At 73.1% G+C, this 18,572-nt stretch carries 13 protein-coding genes and 1 pseudogene; 6 read left to right on the top strand and 8 right to left on the bottom strand.

Annotated elements, in window-relative coordinates; genetic code table 11:
* Positions 1-2 precede the first annotated feature (2 nt).
* A complete protein-coding gene (locus tag CP969_RS14955) occupies positions 3-794 on the bottom strand; it encodes a phosphatase (protein ID WP_004987762.1) in 792 nt (263 codons plus the stop codon).
* Positions 795-945: 151 nt separating this feature from the next.
* A complete protein-coding gene (locus tag CP969_RS14950) occupies positions 946-2,403 on the bottom strand; it encodes a PucR family transcriptional regulator (protein ID WP_016826163.1) in 1,458 nt (485 codons plus the stop codon).
* Between the two features lie 186 nt (positions 2,404-2,589).
* Here CP969_RS14950 and CP969_RS14945 point away from each other — a divergent pair, with 186 nt between their 5' ends.
* The 3 genes from CP969_RS14945 to CP969_RS14935 are packed head-to-tail and all read left to right on the top strand — an operon-like array spanning position 2,590 to position 6,773.
* Positions 2,590-4,056, top strand: a complete 1,467-nt coding sequence (locus CP969_RS14945) for a sodium:solute symporter family protein (protein ID WP_004987770.1) — start codon at positions 2,590-2,592, stop codon at positions 4,054-4,056.
* 57 nt (positions 4,057-4,113) lie between these two features.
* Positions 4,114-5,091 carry an agmatinase gene (speB, locus tag CP969_RS14940; RefSeq protein WP_016826164.1) on the top strand — a complete coding sequence of 326 codons (978 nt, stop codon included), beginning with the start codon at positions 4,114-4,116 and terminating at the stop codon, positions 5,089-5,091.
* Entirely contained in the window at positions 5,088-6,773 is a 1,686-nt protein-coding gene (locus tag CP969_RS14935; protein ID WP_016826165.1) for a thiamine pyrophosphate-binding protein, read from the top strand. Before speB ends, CP969_RS14935 begins: the two co-directional genes overlap by 4 nt.
* A gap of 210 nt (positions 6,774-6,983) precedes the next feature.
* On the opposite strand, the gene CP969_RS14930 is transcribed toward CP969_RS14935, so the two are convergent.
* From CP969_RS14930 to CP969_RS14910, 4 genes and pseudogenes are all read right to left on the bottom strand, one after another.
* A complete protein-coding gene (locus tag CP969_RS14930; protein WP_016826166.1) occupies positions 6,984-7,595 on the bottom strand; it encodes a hypothetical protein in 612 nt (203 codons plus the stop codon).
* Between the two features lie 94 nt (positions 7,596-7,689).
* The gene (locus tag CP969_RS14925; protein ID WP_004987783.1) at positions 7,690-7,917 is read right to left on the bottom strand and encodes a DUF397 domain-containing protein; all 228 of its coding nucleotides are present in this window, start codon (positions 7,915-7,917) and stop codon (positions 7,690-7,692) included.
* 55 nt (positions 7,918-7,972) lie between these two features.
* Positions 7,973-8,152, bottom strand: a pseudogene (locus CP969_RS14920) (Scr1 family TA system antitoxin-like transcriptional regulator); the annotation flags it as partial.
* A 553-nt stretch (positions 8,153-8,705) separates the two neighbouring features.
* A complete protein-coding gene (locus CP969_RS14910) occupies positions 8,706-9,536 on the bottom strand; it encodes an endonuclease I family protein (protein WP_016826170.1) in 831 nt (276 codons plus the stop codon).
* 292 nt (positions 9,537-9,828) lie between these two features.
* Between CP969_RS14910 and CP969_RS14905 the strand changes: the two genes are divergently transcribed.
* From CP969_RS14905 to CP969_RS14895, 3 genes are all read left to right on the top strand, one after another.
* A complete protein-coding gene (locus CP969_RS14905) occupies positions 9,829-13,578 on the top strand; it encodes an ABC transporter ATP-binding protein (RefSeq protein WP_026085163.1) in 3,750 nt (1,249 codons plus the stop codon).
* Between the two features lie 243 nt (positions 13,579-13,821).
* On the top strand, positions 13,822-14,208 hold the full coding sequence (locus CP969_RS14900; RefSeq protein ID WP_004987800.1) for a hypothetical protein: 387 nt from the start codon (positions 13,822-13,824) through the stop codon (positions 14,206-14,208).
* An 86-nt stretch (positions 14,209-14,294) separates the two neighbouring features.
* Positions 14,295-15,728 (top strand): S28 family serine protease, encoded by a 1,434-nt coding sequence (locus CP969_RS14895; protein WP_016826172.1) that lies wholly within the window; start codon positions 14,295-14,297, stop codon positions 15,726-15,728.
* A 19-nt stretch (positions 15,729-15,747) separates the two neighbouring features.
* Here CP969_RS14895 and CP969_RS14890 read toward each other — a convergent pair whose 3' ends face one another.
* Positions 15,748-16,404: a hypothetical protein gene (locus tag CP969_RS14890; RefSeq protein ID WP_399474464.1), complete on the bottom strand. Its 657-nt coding sequence runs from the start codon at positions 16,402-16,404 to the stop codon at positions 15,748-15,750.
* A 155-nt stretch (positions 16,405-16,559) separates the two neighbouring features.
* Positions 16,560-18,404, bottom strand: coding sequence for a glycoside hydrolase family 3 protein (locus CP969_RS14885; protein WP_016826174.1), 1,845 nt, complete (start codon positions 18,402-18,404; stop codon positions 16,560-16,562).
* Positions 18,405-18,572: the final 168 nt, after the last annotated feature.

The following is an 18,572-nucleotide window of genomic DNA, read 5'->3' as shown; positions in this document are numbered from 1 at the left end:
GTTTACTGCGAAAGCCCCGCCTCCGCCAGCAGGTACGCCGTCATCGGGTCGTAGTGGCGGGGGCTGACCACGTGGTCGTCGAGGGGGACCGTCACCTGGACGGTGCCCTCCGCCTCGGCGAGGAACAGGGCCGGGTCGTTGCAGTCGGCGTAGCCGACGGAGTCGACGCCGTACTGCCCCGCGGCCCCCGCCCAGCCGTGGTCGGCGACGACCAGCTCGGGCAGCGGGCGGCCCCCGCGCTCCAGGGCGGTGAGGATGGCCCTCATCGGCTCACCGGAGTGCGTGTGCCACAGGGTGGCGCCGTGCTCCAGCACCGCCACGTCCGCGAACTGCATCACATAGCCCTCGTCCGTGGTCAGCCCGTCCGGGATGACGACGATCTCGCAGCCGGCGGCCCGCAGCGCGGCGGCCGTGGCGCGGTGCACGTCGAGCAGGCCGCCGGGGTGGCCGGTGGCGAACAGCACCCGCTGCCGCCCTTCCGCCGCCTTGCGCAGCCGTCCCGCCATGCGCTCCAGCCCGGAGACGGTCAGCTCGGGGTCGATGGTGTCCTGGCCGTGCCGGTGCTCGGGATCGTCGTTGACGCCGACCCGCTCCGCCATCACCGCGAGCACGTCCTGCTCGTCGCTCCAGCGGTCGCCGAGTTCCAGGCCCAGCCAGTAGTGGCGGTCGCCGTTCGCCAGTTTGCGGTAGTGGGAGAGGTTGTTCTCGCGCGGCGTGGCGACGTCGCCCGCGATGCGGGTGGCGACGAGGTGGGCGAGGAGTTCGGCGCGGCTGGGCGTCCCGGGTATCGGCATGCCCCCCATTGTGGTGCAGCGGCCTGTGGCCGTCCCCGGCGTATCGCGCGCTGGGATGTGCGTCACGTACTCGGACGACTGCGTACGGGTACTCAGAGCACGGGTACTCAGAGCACGGGTGGAGCGGGGCGCTCGGAGCGCCTTCGGCCGCTCAGGTCCGCCGCAGCGCGAACCACAGCTCCATCCGTGTGTCCGGGTCGTCCAGGTCGCTCTCCAGCAGGGCCGCGCACCGCGCGATCCGCTGCCGCACGGTGTTGCGGTGCACGGACAGGGCCACCGCCGTGCGGTCCCAACTGCCGTGCAGGGAGAGCCAGGTGCGCAGTGTCTCCGTGAGCGCGGGGGCGGCCGCCAGCGGCGCGAGGAGCGCGCGGGCGTGCGCGTCCGCGTCGTGCGGGGCGACGAGGTCGGCGAGGGCGGCGCGGGAGCCGTGCCGGACCAGCGGGACGCGGGTGGCGCGGGCCCGGGCCAGGGCGCGGGCCGCCTGGGTGTCGGCGGCCGGCCAGTCGGGCGGGGCGACGGCCGCGCTGACCCCCAGGGTCCAGCCGGGCAGCGCCTGGAGGGCCCGGTCCGCGGGCACCAGGACCCGAACGGTCTCGCCGGCCGGATCCACCAGCGCCGATCCGAGCGCGGCGCCCAGCGCGGAGGCGGCCAGGGAGTCCGGTGCCCGGGCGTCCGGCCGGGCGTGCACCACCCGCCACCGCTCCCCGCCGAGCAACGGGGCCACCTCCTCGGGCGGACTGCCCAGCAGCAGCCGCACCAGCGCGGAGGAGCGCGCCGCGCCGGTGCCGCTCTGGTGCTCGCCGGTGAGCAGCGAGAGCAGCACGGCGGCCACGGACGCGATGGTGTGGTCGCCCGGGTGCTGCCGCGGGGCGGCGACCCCGAGCACGAAGCCCTGACCGGTACCGAGCGCGTAGGCGGCCAGACGGGTGCCGGCGGCGGTGTCGGTGGCGGAGGCGGGGCGCCCGGCGTCGGGGCGCACGACCCGGGCCAGTTCCGCCAGCGCCGTCCGCGCCCCCTCCCCCTGGTCCCGCCCCGCCGCCGCGAGTTCCGTGCCCTGCGGGCCGTAGAGCACCGCCCGGCCGCCCAGCCGGCGGGCCAGCTGGTGCAGGACGGACGGGACCGGGTCCGGGCGGGCGGCGGCGGTGGCGAGACTCTGCTGGGCCTCCGTCACGCGCCGCAGCTCGGCCAGCCGGGCCCGGGCCATCAGCTGCCAGACCGCGCGGGCCACGCCCGAGAAGGTGGTCCGCGGCGGCACCTCCAGCAACGGCAGCCCGTGCCTCCCGCAGGCCTTGACCAGCGCCGCCGGCACCGTGTCGTGCACCGGCGCCAGACCGAAACCGAGCGCCGCGCCGCCCGCCGCCACGATCCGGGAGACATAGGCGTCGAAGTACTCCGCGCCCGCGTCCTCGGGGATGTGCACACCCGCCGACAGCAGCAGCTCCCCGCCCAGCAGGTACGGGTACGGGTCCGCCATCTCCGAGGTGTGCGCCCCGTGGACGACGATGCCGGGACCGCCCGGCCCGGCGATCCGGCGCAGGCCGAGGTCCTCGCGTGCCAGGAGCGCGTCCAGGGGCACGGGCGGTGTGGGCGGGACCGCGGGGTCCGGCATGGTGGACGTTTCCTCCGTCCCGTTCGGTGAGAATGGAGGAAACGTACACTTCGCAGTCGCTTTCCGGCCACCTAGGGTCGCATCAGACCGGAGGCCCACGGGCACGGGCGGACGCCCCCGTGACGAGCCCCCGGACGTCTTCCCCCCTGTACGGCACGCCGCTGACAGCGCGCGAAGGAGGCCCGCATGGCCGTCGATTACCTGGTCATCGTCGTCTATCTGGTCGGCATGCTGGCCATGGGCTGGTGGGGCATGCGCCGCGCCAAGTCCAAGAGCGAGTTCCTGGTGGCCGGCCGCCGCCTGGGTCCCGCCATGTACTCCGGCACCATGGCCGCCATCGTCCTCGGCGGCGCCTCCACCATCGGCGGCGTGGGCCTCGGCTACCAGTACGGCCTCTCCGGCGCCTGGATGGTCTTCACCATCGGCCTCGGACTGCTGGCCCTGAGCATCTTCTTCTCCGCCCGCATCGCCCGGCTGAAGGTCTACACCGTCTCCGAGATGCTCGACCTGCGCTACGGCGGCCGGGCGGGCGTCATCTCCGGCGTGGTCATGTGGGCGTACACCCTCATGCTCGCGGTCACCTCGACCATCGCCTACGCCACGATCTTCGACGTCCTGTTCGACGTCAACCGCACCTTCGCGATCGTCCTCGGCGGCTCCATCGTCGTCGCGTACTCCACACTCGGCGGCATGTGGTCCATCACGCTGACCGACATGGTGCAGTTCGTCGTCAAGACGATCGGCGTGCTGCTCCTGCTGCTGCCGATCGCGGTCGTCAAGGCGGGCGGCTTCAGCGAGATGAGGGCGCAGCTGCCCACCGAGTACTTCGACCCGCTGGGCATCGGCGGCGAGACGATCTTCACCTATGTGCTGATCTACACCTTCGGCATGCTGATCGGCCAGGACATCTGGCAGCGCGTGTTCACCGCCCGCAGCGACCGCACCGCCCGGTGGGGCGGCACCGTCGCCGGCACCTACTGCCTCGCCTACGCCGTCGCCGGCGCCGTCATCGGCACCGCCGCCAAGGTGCTCTACCCCGACCTCGCCAACGCCGACGACGCCTTCGCCACCGTGGTCAAGGACGAACTGCCCATGGGCGTGCGCGGACTGGTGCTGGCCGCCGCGCTCGCCGCCGTGATGTCGACCTCCTCCGGCGCGCTGATCGCCTGCGCCACCGTCGCCAACAACGACATCTGGTCACGGCTGCGGGGCGCCGTGCGCCCGTCCGGCGAACAGCACGACGAGGTCAAGGGCAACCGCGCCTTCATCCTCCTCATGGGCCTCGCCGTGATCGGCACGGCGATCGCGCTGAACGACGTCGTCCAGGCGCTGACCGTGGCCTACAACCTGCTCGTCGGCGGGCTGCTCGTGCCGATCCTCGGCGGACTGCTGTGGAAGCGCGGCACCGCGCAGGGCGCCCTCGCCGCCGTCGCCGTCGGCGGCCTGGCCGTCGTCGCTCTGATGGCCGGCTACGGCATCCTCGCCAACGAGCCCATCTTCTACGGCCTTCTGGCCTCCCTCGCCGCCTACGTCGTCGTCTCCCTGGCGACCCGGCCCACCGACGAGGCCGTGCTGGCCGCCTGGCGCGAACGCGTCGCCGGACGCGCACCCGCGTCCGAATCCGTGTCCGAACCGGCCTCCGCCGCCCAGTAGAGTCGTCGGAGCAGGCAGTACATACGCGACGAAGCGTAGGAAAGAGAGCAGTCCCCCATGAGCAACGAGACGCCCCGAGGCCCCGTCGACTCCTCCCGCATCCCGCGGTACGCCGGTCCCGCCACCTTCGCCCGGCTGCCCCGCCTCGACGAGGTCGGCCGCGCCGACGTCGCCGTGGTGGGCGTGCCGTTCGACTCGGGAGTCTCCTACCGGCCGGGCGCCCGCTTCGGCGGCAACGCCATCCGCGAGGCGTCCCGGCTGCTGCGCCCCTACAACCCGGCCCAGGACGCCTCCCCCTTCGCCCTCGCCCAGGTCGCGGACGGCGGCGACATCGCCGTGAACCCGTTCAACATCCACGAGGCCGTGGAGACGATCGAGGCCGCCGCCGACGACCTGCTCGACACCGGCGCGCGGCTGATGACCCTCGGCGGCGACCACACCATCGCCCTGCCGCTGCTCCGCTCGGTCGCCAAGAAGCACGGCCCCGTGGCCCTGCTCCACTTCGACGCCCACCTCGACACCTGGGACACCTACTTCGGCGCCGAGTACACCCACGGCACCCCGTTCCGCCGGGCCGTCGAGGAGGGCATCCTCGACACCTCCGCCCTCTCGCACGTCGGCACGCGCGGCCCGCTGTACGGCAAGCAGGACCTCACCGACGACGAGAAGATGGGCTTCGGCATCGTCACCTCCGCGGACGTCTACCGCCGCGGCGCCGACGAGGTCGCCGACCAGCTCCGCCAGCGCATCGGCGACCGCCCGCTGTACATCTCCATCGACATCGACTGCCTGGACCCGGCCCACGCCCCCGGCACCGGTACCCCCGAGGCCGGCGGCATGACCTCCCGCGAACTGCTGGAGATCCTGCGCGGACTGGCCTCCTGCAACCTGGTCTCCGCGGACGTCGTCGAGGTGGCCCCCGCGTACGACCACGCGGAGATCACCTCGGTGGCCGCGTCCCACACGGCGTACGAGCTGACCACGATCATGTCCCGCCAGATCGCCGCCGCCCGTGAGGAGAACGAGGGCAAGTGACCCACGACCACGACCTGGTGCTCCGTCCGACCGCCGCGCAGACGGAGGCCGCACTCGACCCTCCCCCCGGCCGCAACGGCGGAGACCTGGTCGTGGAGACCCTGGCCGGGCTCGGCGCGACCACCGTCTTCGGCCTGCCCGGCCAGCACGCCCTCGGCATGTTCGACGCCCTGCGCCGCTCCGACCTCAGGTACGTCGGCCTGCGCGTGGAGAACAACGCGGGGTTCGCGGCGGACGCGTACGGCCGCATCACCGGTGAGGCGGCCCCGTTGCTGCTGTCGACCGGTCCGGGAGCCCTCACCTCCCTGGCCGCGCTCCAGGAGGCGGCGGCGGCCTCCGCCCCCGTACTGGCGATCAGCAGCCAGGTCCCGACGGCGGGACTGGGCGGGGGCCGCCACGGCTACCTGCACGAACTGCCCGACCAGGCGGCGTCGTTCCGGGGCGTGGTGAAGTCCGTGCACACGGTCCGCACGCAGTCCCAGATCCCGTCCGCGATCGCCGCGGCCTGGAAGTCGGCGCTCACCGTGCCGCACGGTCCCGTGTGGGTGGAGATCCCGCAGGACGTGCTGCTCGCCGAGACGCTCCTGCCGGTGGTGACGGCGGTGGACGCCACCCCGGACGAGCTGCCCCCGCGCCCCGAACTGACCGCGCTCGCCGCCCACCTGCTGGCGAACGCCGCCCGCCCGGCGATCATCGCGGGCGGGGGAGTGGTCCGCGCGGACGCCTCCGGCAAGCTGAGGCAGCTCGCCGAGCGCATCCAGGCGCCGGTGGTCACCACCCCCGGCGGCAAGGGGGCGTTCCCCTGGACCCACCCGCTGTCGCTGCAGTCCTGGCTGGAGGACCGCCACACGACGGACTTCCTGGAGGACGCCGACGTGCTCCTGGTGGTGGGGTCGGGCCTGGGCGAACTCTCCTCGAACTACCACACGTTCGAGCCGCGTGGCCGGGTGATCCAGATCGAGGCCGACCTCGGCAAGCTGGAGTCCAACCACCCGGGCCTGGGCATCCACGCCGACGCGCGCCTCGCGCTCCAGGCGCTGCTGGAGACGGTGGAACCGCGCGAGGACGCCACCGCCCCGGAGCGGGTGCGCGCGCTGCTGGCGAAGGTCGCCGCGCGCATCGCCGCCCAGGAACTCACCCTGGAGCAGCAGGTGCTGACGGCGGTCCGCCGGGCCCTGCCCGCCGACTCGCCCTCGTTCTGGGACATGACGATCCTGGCCTACTGGGCCTGGTCCGCCTTCGACGCCAAGGGCCCCAACCACCTGCACTCCGCCCAGGGAGCCGGCGGCCTGGGCTACGGCTTCCCGGCCGCCCTCGGCGCGGCGGTCGCCGACCCCACCCGCCCGGTGCTCGCGGTCTCCGGGGACGGCGGCGCCCTGTACTCCATCGCCGAGCTGGCCACGGCACGGCAGTACGACCTGGACGTCACCTGGCTCATCGTCGACGACGGCGGCTACGGCATCCTGCGCGAGTACATGACCGACGCCTTCGGCGAGCCCACGGCGACGGAACTGACCCGCCCGGACTACGTGACCCTGGCGCGGTCCTTCGGGGTCCCGGGCGCGTGGACCACCCCCGAGACCCTGGAGCGGGACCTCGCCGAGGCCCTGAGGACACCGGGCCCGTCCGTGGTCGTCCTCCCGGCGGTCCTGCGGATGTTCGCACCGACCCACCTGGACTGAGCCCGCACGCGCTGCACCGCTCCGCCGTCCGGGCCGGTGACGAGGCCACGGCCGTCGTCACCGGCATCGACCGGCAGCGGCGCGCGCTGCTCCTCTTCCGGGAGCAGGTGCCGAACGAGCGTCGGTGACCGCCCGCGTACGGCCGTGGCACGGTCGTACGGGGCGGGGCATCCCCTGCCCCGGGCCGTTTCGCCGGCTGTCCGTCGCCTGTCACCGTGCGGCGGCGGCCCAGGGGGCGAGCAGGTCGCGCAGCAGTTCGGCGAAGGCGTTGTCCAGGGTGTCCTCCCGGAGCCGGTCGCCGGCGGCTGCGGGGCACAGGGCGGCGGGCCGGGCGATCCACAGGATCTTCCAGGACCTGGACCCCAGTTCGGGATCGCCCCAGACGCCGCCGTGCGGGCAGAGGGGATGGAGCAGGTCGTCGATGCGTTCCACCGCGACCCGCATCAGGGGCCCCTCGGTCGCCGTGTACGCCGCGCAGAAGGCCTCGGGGGAGGACCGCGCGACGGCAGCCGTGGTCGGATGGCGGCGGACGACCCGTACGACTTCCGTCAGGTGCCCGGTGATCCCCGGGACGGTGCCGTCGCTCGGGCAGGCGCGGTGCGCCGTGTCGAAGGCCTGCGCCAGCTCCGTCTGCAGCGCGCGCAGGTGCAGTGCGGAGACGGTCTTCCAGTTCGCGTAGAGGAAGGTGCGCGTGGTTCCGCACCTGCGGGCGATGGAGGTCAGGGACACGTCCAGCCCGTCGGTGCGCATGAGGGCGCGCACCGTGCTGATCACGTGCCCCGTGCTGTGGGGGTCGGGGCCGGGGGCGAATCGCGAGCTCATGGCGGCCACTGTGCTGAAAGGCGTGAGCAGTGGGCAGCGGAATGCCACTTGAGCACTCAGATGAGCGATGTATGAACAGTGGTGGCCGAAGTGTTCACGCTTCTCGGCGAGGGCGTCGGTCCTTGAGGGCGGTGACGAAGGAGGTCCAGCCGGTCGTCGAGAAGACCACCGCCGGACCGTCCGGCACCTTGGAGTCCCGCACGGGGACGCCGAAAGGACAGCCGTCGACCACTTCGAGGCAACTGCCCGCTTCGTTTCCGCTGCGGGACGACCTGCGCCAACCGCTCAGCGCCGTGGCGTCCGCTGTGGTCCGGTCAGCCATCGTGTCCGTGGTCCTTCACTGTGGCCTTCATGACGGCAAGCGACTCGCGCAGCGGAAGCGCGTCGCTCAGCAGGGCCCAGAAGACGGGCGTCGTGGGATCGTCGAGGATCCTCGCACGTTCCAAGCGCGTGACGAGGCGCTTGTCACGCTCCTCGTCGCCCAGGGGAGGGAGCGTCGTCCCCAGGACGGCGCGCGCGTACCTCTCCGTCTGGAGGACTCCCGGGACGAACGTCACCCTGGCGAGCCTGGCGGCAACCCTCTCACCCCGTGAATGAGGTGCTACGCAGAGTGATGCCCTCGCGGCCGTGCGACCGGCCCGGGGCGTGGTCACCGGCATGGCCACCGACGTCTTCAGGGAGTCGACGACATGGGCGACGGCATCGGCCGTCTCTTCGCACCGCTGCCGGGGCCGCCGCCCCCCGGCGCCGGCCGGTCCGGCGCCGGGCGCCGCGGCTCGCCGCGCACGGGATCGGCGCCGGGCCGCGCGTTATCCGCGGGGCGGAGGTGACGGCGTGGAGGACGGGGACGACGACGTGCGGCTCCTGCCCTGGACGGGACCGGGGGAAAGCCCCGTCACCTCGTCACGGACGGGACCGGTCACCTCTCCCGCCGCGCCGACGCCGTCGAACAGGTGCGGCTCGCCGTGGCCGACGATCTCTTCGGCCGCACGGCGGACCTGCCGGCCGACCGCCGTGCGACCGCGGACCAGCTCCGGTTCCTGCTCGCCCGGATGCCCGAGTCGCTGACCGACGTGCGCCGGATCGCCGAGAGCCGGGGCGCCCGCCTGCCTACCAGATCGCCTCGACCCACTCCGGGTGGTCGATGAACGGGTTTCGGTTGTGCTGGTAGGAGGCGTGTATGACGTCGTTGCGGCGCTTCTCGAAGGCGTCCGGCGGGTCCTGCTGGTGCCACTGCTTCAGCACCGAGAGGCGGCCGTGGTACGGGGCGCTGCCGTTGGTGACGGAGTCGTTGGGCTCCAGGTCGGGCCAGCCGTCCGTGCCCTCGTAGCGCACCGCCATGTAGAGGACCATGCGGGCCACGTCGCCCTTGACCGCGTCCCGGGGCTCGAAGGAGTTCGAGTCGGTCAGGCTGCCGCCGCTGTTGCCGAACGCGCTGCCGCCGTTGTCGAAGTCCTTGTTGCCGCGGATCGAGTTGACCTGGACGTCCTCGGGGCGCAGGTGGTGCAGGTCGGTGCCGGGGCCGGTGGAGGTGCCGAAGTCGCCGTGGGACTTGGCCCACACGTGCTCGCGGTTCCAGTCGCCCGTGTTCCCGCCGTTGCGGGACTTGCTGCGGGAGATGCCCGAGTACAGCAGGATCACGTTGCCGCTGTTGTTCGGGTCCTGGTCGGTGACCTTCAGCGCGTCCCAGACGGCCGAGTAGGACAGCTTCCTCTGGTCGCTGATGATCGTGTGCAGGGAGTCCTTCAGCGCGGGGCCGGTCCTGCCGATCGCGTCGGCGTAGTAGGTGTCGTCGTACGCGGCGCTCGCGACGCCGGCGGGCGGGGCGCTCGCGGCGCCGGCGGAGGGCGCGGTCAGGGCGGGGACGGTGAGACCGACCAGGGCGGCGGACGCGGCCAGGGCGACGGTCCTCCAGCGGCGGCGTACGGGGGTCACGGGCATGGGGGCGTCCGTTCTACGCGGGTTGAAAGCGCGGCCGACAGAAGCGTGACATGGACATGCGTGCACGGGGGTGAAGACGAGGTGGCGGTCGTGTGACGGTAGGAGGAGCCGGTCGTCGCGGGGCGCCCCGCGCGGTGACGCCCGTGCGCCCGCACGCCCTCCTCGCCGTCGCCCCCGTGTCCGGGGGCGCGGCGCGCTCCGGGCGGACCGGGCCGCAGGGTGCGGAGGGATGAAATCCGCTTCCGGCGGCGTTGGTGCCTTGCGGCAGATCAGGTCGAACGGAGGGCACCGCGTGACACCGCAACGGGGATGGGCACGGCGACTGGCCGGATACGCGTGGCGTCATCCCAAGGACGTCGTCCTCGCTCTCGGCTCCTCCCTCGGCGGGATGGCCGTGATGGCACTGGTCCCGCTGATCACCAAGGTGATCATCGACGACGTGATAGGCGACCACAGCCGCGCCATGGCCCCCTGGGCGGGCGCCCTGATCGGTGCCGCGCTCGTCGTCTACGTCCTCACCTACATCCGCCGCTACTACGGCGGCCGGCTCGCCCTCGACGTCCAGCACGACCTGCGGACCGAGATGTACGGGACGATCACCCGGCTCGACGGCCGCCGCCAGGACGAGCTGAACACCGGGCAGGTCGTCGGCCGCGCCACCAGCGACCTCCAGCTGATCCAGGGCCTGCTCTTCATGCTGCCGATGACCATCGGCAACCTCCTGCTGTTCCTGCTCTCACTGGTGATCATGGCGTGGCTGTCGCTGCCGCTCACCTTCGTCGCCCTCGCCGTCGCCCCCGCCCTGTGGTGGATCGCCAAGCGCAGCCGCACCCGGCTGCACCCCTCCACCTGGTACGCCCAGGCCCAGGCGGCCGCCGTGGCCGGCGTGGTCGACGGCGCGGTCAGCGGCGTCCGCGTGGTGAAGGGCTTCGGGCAGGAGGACCAGGAGACCGGCAAGCTGCGCGAGGTCGGCCGTCGGCTGTACGCCGGGCGGCTGCGCACCATCCGGCTGAACGCGAAGTACACCCCCGCCCTCCAGGCCGTCCCCGCCCTCGGCCAGGTGGCGATGCTGGCGCTCGGCGGATGGCTCGCCGTCCGCGGGAACATCACGCTGGGCACGTTCGTCGCCTTCTCCACCTACCTCGCCCAGCTCGTCGGCCCGGTCCGGATGCTCGCCGTGGTGCTCACCGTCGGCCAGCAGGCCCGCGCGGGCACCGAACGCGTCCTGGAGCTGATCGACACCGAGCCGTCCCTGACCGACGGCACCGTGGAACTGCCCGCCGACGCCCCCGCGACCGTCGAGTTCGACGACGTCTCCTTCGGCTACGACCCGGAGCACCCGGTCCTGGACGGCCTCTCCTTCGAGATCCGCCCGGGCGAGACCCTCGCCGTCGTCGGCTCCTCCGGCTCCGGCAAGTCCACCGTCTCCCTGCTCCTGCCGCGCTTCTACGACGTCACGCACGGCGCGGTCCTCGTCGGCGGCCACGACGTGCGCGAGCTGACCACCGAGTCGCTGCGGGCCGCGATCGGGCTGGTCCCCGAGGACTCCTTCCTCTTCTCCGACACCGTGCGCGGCAACATCGCCTACGGCCGCCCGGACGCCACCGACGAGCAGATCACCGCCGCCGCCCGCGCGGCCCAGGCCGACCGGTTCATCACCGAGCTGCCCGACGGCTACGACACCGCGGTCGGCGAGCACGGCCTGACCCTCTCCGGCGGCCAGCGCCAGCGCATCGCCCTCGCCCGCGCGATCCTCACCGACCCGCGCCTGCTGGTCCTGGACGACGCCACCTCCGCCGTGGACGCACGCGTCGAGCACGAGATCCACGAGGCGCTCCGGGAGGTCATGCGGGGCCGCACCACCCTGCTGATCGCCCACCGCCGCTCCACCCTGGGCCTCGCCGACCGCATCGCCGTCCTCGACGCCGGCCGGCTCGTCGACATCGGCACCCACGACGAGCTCCAGCGGCGCTGCGCCCTCTACCGCCGGCTGCTCACCGACCCCGACGAGCTCGGCGCCGTCTCCCCGGGCCACACCCCGACCGCCGGGCCCCAGGAGCCCGAGGAGGGGGACACCTCCGTCCGCGCGGAGCTGGACGCCGAGTTCGACGCCGAGCGCGGCGTCACGCCCCGGCTGTGGACCGGCGACCGCGAGCCCAAGGACACCGCCCTGTCCGGCAGCCCGGCCACCCCGGAGCTCCTCGCCCAGGTCGCGGCACTGCCCCCGGCGACCGACGTCCCCGACGTCGACGAGGCCCGCGCGGTCCGGCCGGAGGACTCCTACGGCCTGCGCCGCCTGCTGCGCGGTTTCGGCCTGCCGCTCCTGGTCAGCCTCGGCCTCGTCGCCGTGGACGCCGGCATGGGCCTGCTGCTGCCGGTGCTGATCCGGCACGGCATCGACCAGGGCGTCACCCAGGTCGCCCTCGGCGCGGTCTGGGCCGCCTCGCTGCTCGCCCTGCTCACCGTGACCCTCCAGTGGGCCGCGCAGATCGGCGAGATGCGGATGACCGGACGCACCGGCGAACGCGTGCTGTACTCGCTCAGGCTGAAGATCTTCGCCCAGCTCCAGCGGCTCGGCCTCGACTACTACGAGCGCGAGCTGACCGGCCGGATCATGACCCGGATGACCACCGACGTCGACGCCCTGTCGACGTTCCTGCAGACGGGCCTGGTGACGGCGTTCGTCTCGGTGGTCACCTTCTTCGGCATCATGGTCGCCCTGCTGGTGATCGACGTGCAGCTCGCCCTGGTCGTCTTCGCCACCCTGCCCCCGCTGATCGTCGCCACCTGGTTCTTCCGCCGGGCCAGTGTGAAGGCGTACGAGCTGGCCCGCGAACGCGTGTCCACGGTCAACGCCGACCTGCAGGAGTCGGTGTCCGGGCTGCGGATCGTGCAGGCCTTCCGCCGGGAGCGGGACGGAGTCCGCCGGTTCGGCGAGCGCAGCGCCGACTACCGCAGCGCCCGGGTCCGGGGCCAGTGGCTGATCTCGGTGTACTTCCCGTTCGTGCAGTTCCTGTCCGCGATCGCGGCGGCGGCGGTCCTGGTCGTGGGCGGCGCCCGGGTCGACGACGGGACGCTGACGACCGGTGCGCTGGTGGCGTACCTGCTCTACATCGACCTGTTCTTCGCCCCCGTGCAGCAGCTCTCCCAGGTCTTCGACGGCTACCAGCAGGCGTCCGTCTCGCTCGGCCGCATCCAGGAGCTGCTGCGCGAACCGGCCTCCACCGAGCCCGCCGACGAGCCGGTCGACGTGCCGTCCCTGCGCGGGGAGATCGCCTTCGAGGGCGTGCGCTTCGCCTACGCCTCCGGTGACGGGGCGGAGCGGGCGGAGGAGGCGCTCGGCGGGATCGACCTGCGCATCCCCGCCGGGCAGACCGTCGCCTTCGTCGGCGAGACCGGCGCCGGCAAGTCCACCCTGGTCAAGCTGGTGGCCCGGTTCTACGACCCCACCGGCGGCAGGGTCACCGTCGACGGCACGGACATCAGGGACCTGGACATCACGGCGTACCGGCACCGGCTCGGCGTCGTCCCGCAGGAGGCGTACCTCTTCCCCGGCACCGTCCGCGACGCCATCGCCTACGGCCGCCCGGACGCCACCGACGCCGAGGTGGAGGCGGCCGCCCGCGCGGTCGGCGCGCACGAGATGATCGCCACCCTGGAGGGCGGCTACCTGCACGAGGTCGCCGAGCGCGGACGCAACCTCTCCGCCGGGCAGCGCCAGCTGATCGCGCTGGCCCGCGCCGAACTCGTCGACCCGGACGTCCTGCTGCTCGACGAGGCCACGGCCGCGCTCGACCTGGCCACCGAGGCCCAGGTCAACCAGGCCACCGACCGGCTGGCGGGCCGCCGCACGACGCTGGTCGTCGCCCACCGCCTGACCACCGCGGCCCGCGCCGACCGGGTGGTCGTCATGGACCACGGGCGGGTCGTGGAGGACGGCACGCACGAGGAGCTGCTGGCCCGCGACGGCCGGTACGCCGAACTGTGGCGGACCTTCATCGGCCAGGCCGAGCCGGAGGAGCCGGTCGGGGCGGCCCGCTGAACCCGCTCCCGCGGGCCGGCTCTCGCGGGCCGGCTCTCGCGGGCCGGCTCTCGCGGGCCGGCTCTCGGGGGGGCCTGTTCCCGTGCACCCGCTCCCGCGGGCCGGCCCCCGTGGACCGGCTCCCGCGGACCCGTTCCCGTGCACCCGCTCCCGTGACGACCGCGCAACCGTCCGACATACGCCGTGCGTCCGTACCTCCGTACGTCGTTGGTCGCGGCAGACGCGGTACGGGAGGAACGACACGTGGGCAGTGGAGCGATACGACGGCGCCTCGCGCCCGTCCTGGCCGTGCTGACCGCCTCGGGGCTGCTCACCGTCGCCGCACCGGGTGACGCGCACGCCGCCGCACCGTGCCCCGGCCGCAAGGTGCGCACCCTGTCCTTCTCCACCGGCTCCGTGGTCGTCCACAAGCGCGGCGGCTACGTCTGCGCCGCCACCCTCGCCAGGAAGCCCGGCACCGCCCGCACGATGTCGGTGAGCGTGCGGGCGCGCGGCGGCCGGCCGGTCGTCGACGAGGGCCGCTACAAGTACCACGCGGGCCCGGTGACCGTGCACGCCGGACGCCGCTGCGTCTGGGTGAAGGGCAGGGTCGGCGGCGGGTCCGTCAGCTCCGGCTGGATCCTGTGCTGACACGGGGTTTTCCCTATGTCCCCTGGTGCTGCGGTGAGTTGGTCCGCTAGCTTCCGGCGCACATCTGTCTTCACAGGGGAGTGCGCATGCGCAAGGCGCTCAGATGGCTGCTGGCGCTCACGGTGCTCATAGGCACCATGAGCACGGCCGGGGCGGCCACCGCCGCCGAGCCGGAGGCCACCGGCACCATCGACATCAAGGAGAGACTGCTCTCCGTTCCGGGCATGAGCCTGATCGAGGAGAAGCCGTACACCGGCTACCGCTTCTTCGTCCTGAACTACACCCAGCCGGTCGACCACCGCAGGCCCGCCAAGGGCACGTTCCAGCAGCGGATCACCGTGCTGCACAAGGACGTCGCACGGCCGACGGTCTTCCACACCGGCGGCTACAGCGTCTCCACGACGCCCCGCCGCAGCGAGCCGACCCAGATCGTGGACGGCAACCAGGTCTCCATGGAGTACCGCTTCTTCACCCCGTCCCGGCCCGACCCGGCCGACTGGTCCAAGCTGGACATCTGGCAGGCCGCCAGCGACCAGCACCGCATCTTCACGGCGCTGAAGAAGATCTATCCCGAGAACTGGATCTCCACCGGCGGCTCCAAGGGCGGGATGACCGCCACCTACTACGAGCGCTTCTACCCGCGCGACATGGACGGCGTGGTCGCCTACGTCGCCCCCAACGACGTGGTGAACAAGGAGGACTCGGCCTACGACCGCTTCTTCCGCACCGTCGGCACCAAGGAGTGCCGCGACCGGCTGAACGCGGTGCAGCGCGAGGCGCTGGTGCGCCGCGCGCCGCTGGAGAAGCGGTACGAGGCGTACGCCGCCGAGAACGGCTACACCTTCGACACCATCGGCAGCCTGGACCGGGCGTACGAGGCCGTCGTCCTCGACTACGTGTGGGGCTTCTGGCAGTACAGCACGCTGGCGGACTGCGAGCAGATCCCGGCGGACGCGAAGAACGCCACCGACGACGAGATCTGGACCTCGATCGACACGATCTCCGGTTTCTCGTTCTACACCGACCAGGGCCTGAGCCCGTACACGCCGTACTACTACCAGGCCGGTACGCAGCTGGGCGCGCCGACGATCCACTTCCCGCACATCGAGAAGAAGTACATCCGCTACGGCTACCAGCCGCCGCGCAACTTCGTCCCCCGCTCGATCCCGATGAGGTTCGAGCCCTCGGCCATGCGGGACATCGACACCTGGGTCCGCCACAACGCGCGGCAGATGCTGTTCGTCTACGGCGAGAACGACCCGTGGGGCGCCGAGCCGTTCCGCCTGGGACACGGGGCGCGCGACTCCCACGTCTTCACCGCCCCCGGCATGAACCACGGTGCCAACGTGGCCGGACTGGTCGAGAAGGAGAAGGCGTTCGCCACGGCCCGCATCCTCGACTGGGCGGGCGTCGCCCCGAGCGCGGTCCGGGAGAACCCGGCGGCGGCGAAGCCGCTGGCGAAGTTCGACGCCAAGCTCGACCGGCGCGGCGTCGAGCGGGAGCGCACCCTGCGCCCGTAGGAACGCCGCCGGGGCGGGACTACACCGGGAGGGCGCAGCCCACCGGCGAGGTGCCGCCCAGCCGGACGTAGAGGGCCGTGGACGCCGGGCACGCGGACCGGGCGCCCACGGCCTTCGTCACCTTGTACTCCGGCTTCCGCTTGCCCTTCCCGTCGCAGGCCGTCTCGCGGACCTTGCCGTCGCCCAGCCCGTAGACGCAGTCGCCGACGATGGTGCGCGGGCCGCCCCCGCCGCCCGGATCGCCGGGGTGCGGCGGCTGGAGGTTGCGCATGCAGGCGTAGCCCTGCGGCACCGCGCCGTCGCCGTCCTCGTCCAGGGAGGGGCGCTGTTCGCTGATGTGCAGCACGAAGTCCGTGGTGGCGGGGCAGCGCGGCCCTTCGCGCACGGTGCCGTCGTGACGGGCGACCACCCGGGCCGCCGCCCGTTCGCTCGTGCAGGGCACCTCGGTGAAGCTGGTCCGGCCGAACGAGCTGCACTCGTCCACCGCGAGGAACACCGCCCCGTACCCGGACGGCCGGGGCGGCGCGGGCGACACCGACGCCGGTCGCCGCTCGCCGAGGCGGTCGTCCTCCTCGGCGCCCCCGCCCGACGCGCTCTGGCACCCCGTCAGCAGGACGGCGGCCAGTGCCACCGGTGCGCAGACCGCCCTCCAGGAACTTCTCACGTGCATCGTCATCCCCCGGACCCTCCCGCCCAGCGTGACCGCGTGTGCCGGGACACGCCAGGCGAACAGGGTGCTTTGCGTACCTTGGGGGTGGTGCGCCGGGTGTGTGGCGTACGGGCGCTACGTCCGACGGACTACACCGGGTGCGCGGCGCCCGTGTGCCGTCGTTAGTACCCCAGCCCGTGCCCCACGGGGTACAGCACCGTGGCCGGATCGTCCGCCCGCTGCACCGGCACCGGCAGCGTCCCGCGCGGATCCACCCTGCCCGCGATGACCCGGGCCGCCGCCCGCAGTTCGACGTCGGTCCAGGAGTACGTCGCCAGGTACGCCGGGACGCCGGGCAGGTGGGCCACGTCGTACGGATTGCGGATCGCCACCGCCACCACCGGCGTGCCGGTCGCCAGGAGCTGCTCGACCAGCCTCTTCTGGCTGCTGCCCGCCGTGACGTTGTACGTCCCGACGACCACCGCGTCCGCCTCCCGGGCCGCCGCCACCGCCGTGGCGATGGTCGCCGCGGACGGTGCCGTGCCGGTCGACAGGGCGGTGGCCGTGAAGCCCAGCTCGGTCAGCGCGCCCGCGAGCACACCGGTCGGCGGACCGGTCGTACCGGACGGGGAGGCCGGGTCGGCGCCGACGACGAGCAGCTTCGGCCGTCTGCGCCGCGACAGCGGCAGCAGGCCGCGCTCGTTGACCAGCAGGGTGGTGGTGCGTTCGGCGATCCGGTCGGCCGCGGCCAGGTGCGGGCGGGTGCCGACGGTGCGGTCGACGCCGGCGTGGCTGACGAACGGGTCCTTGAACAGGCCCAGCTTCGTCTTCAGCCGCAGGATGCGCAGGATCGACGCATCGAGCCGGTCCTCGGTGAGCTCGCCGTCCCGGACGGCCCGCAGGACCGCGTTCCAGGCCACGTCCAGGGAGGGCGGGTTGAGGAGCTGGTCCACGCCCGCCTTCAGGGCCAGCACCGGCACCCGGTCGTCGCCGTACTTGGTGCGGACGCCCTCCATGCCGAGGGAGTCGGTGACCACGACCCCGTCGTAGCCCAGTTCCTCGCGCAGGATGCCGGTGAGGATCGGGCGGGACAGGGTGGCCGGGTCCTCGGCGCCGTCGAGCGCGGGGACGACGATGTGGGCCGTCATGATCGAGTCGATGCCCGCGGCGATCGCGGCCCGGAACGGCGGCGCGTCGAGCCGCTCCCACTGCTCGCGGGTGTGGTGGATGTACGGGAGCTTGGCGTGGCTGTCGTCGACCGTGTCGCCGTGCCCGGGGAAGTGCTTGGCGGTCGCCGCGACCCCCGACCCCTGGTACCCGGCGACCTCGGCGGCCACCAGCCGTGCCACGGCCTCCGGTTCGGAGCCGAAGGACCGCACCCCGATGACCGGGTTGGCCGGATCGACGTTCACGTCGGCCACCGGGGCGTAGTCCTGGCGGATGCCCATCGCGCGCAGTTCGCGCCCGGCGATCCGGCCGAGGGTGCGGGCGTCGGAGCGGGAGCCGCCCGCGCCGACGGCCATCGCGCCGGGGAACAGGGTGGCGGGCTCGCCCACGCGGGCCACGATGCCGTGCTCCTGGTCGGTGGAGATGAGCACCGGCAGGCCGCGCGGCAGGCCGAGGGACGCCTTCTGGATGCCGTTGGACAGGTCGGCGATCTGGTGCGGCTCGCGGGTGTTGTGCGCCCAGGCGAAGTAGATGATGCCGCCGACCCGGTACTTCGCGAGCAGTTCGGCGGCCGTGCGGACACCGATCTCCTTGAGGTTGGCGTCGACGTCGGCCTGGTCCGGGTCGGTGGCGGAGTGGCCGTAGACCCGCATCACGAAGAGCTGGCCGACCTTCTCCTCGAGCGTCATCCGGGAGATGAGGGCGCGCAGCTTCCTGTCGTCGGGGGCGGAGGGGCCGGCGGCGGCGTGCACCGTGCCGGCGGCCGCCAGGGCGGTGGTGACGCCCGCCGTCGCGGCGAGGACGGTGCGTCTGGACGGACGTGCGGTGCTTCCCGTGCTTCCCGTGCTGCTGTCGGGCACGTGCGCTCCTTTGGGAGGTGATCCGCGGGGGACCGGGGATCCACTGAAGGAAACTGCCAGGAGGTCACCAATATCCGGGAAGTTTCTGCCAGTCAAGGGAACGCACAGCAACCGGGGAGGGGCCGTCATCGGCGCAGTCGGAGGGGGGCGCGCCGATGACGGCGTGCT

This window comes from Streptomyces viridosporus T7A (assembly GCF_008704515.1).
Lineage (GTDB): Bacteria > Actinomycetota > Actinomycetes > Streptomycetales > Streptomycetaceae > Streptomyces > Streptomyces viridosporus.
The sequence above is the reverse complement of the archived record's forward strand: the minus strand, read 5'-3'. Positions and strand labels throughout refer to the sequence as shown.

Bases quoted from the DNA above. Each gene is read 5' to 3' on its own strand.
- CP969_RS14955 (WP_004987762.1), bottom strand. From the start codon at position 794: ATGCCGATACCCGGGACGCCCAGCCGCGCCGAACTCCTCGCCCACCTC.
- CP969_RS14950 (WP_016826163.1), bottom strand. From the start codon at position 2,403: ATGCCGGACCCCGCGGTCCCGCCCACACCGCCCGTGCCCCTGGACGCG.
- CP969_RS14945 (WP_004987770.1), top strand. From the start codon at position 2,590: ATGGCCGTCGATTACCTGGTCATCGTCGTCTATCTGGTCGGCATGCTG.
- speB (WP_016826164.1), top strand. From the start codon at position 4,114: ATGAGCAACGAGACGCCCCGAGGCCCCGTCGACTCCTCCCGCATCCCG.
- CP969_RS14930 (WP_016826166.1), bottom strand. From the start codon at position 7,595: ATGAGCTCGCGATTCGCCCCCGGCCCCGACCCCCACAGCACGGGGCAC.
- CP969_RS14925 (WP_004987783.1), bottom strand. From the start codon at position 7,917: ATGGCTGACCGGACCACAGCGGACGCCACGGCGCTGAGCGGTTGGCGC.
- CP969_RS14910 (WP_016826170.1), bottom strand. From the start codon at position 9,536: ATGCCCGTGACCCCCGTACGCCGCCGCTGGAGGACCGTCGCCCTGGCC.
- CP969_RS14895 (WP_016826172.1), top strand. From the start codon at position 14,295: ATGCGCAAGGCGCTCAGATGGCTGCTGGCGCTCACGGTGCTCATAGGC.
- CP969_RS14890 (WP_399474464.1), bottom strand. From the start codon at position 16,404: ATGACGATGCACGTGAGAAGTTCCTGGAGGGCGGTCTGCGCACCGGTG.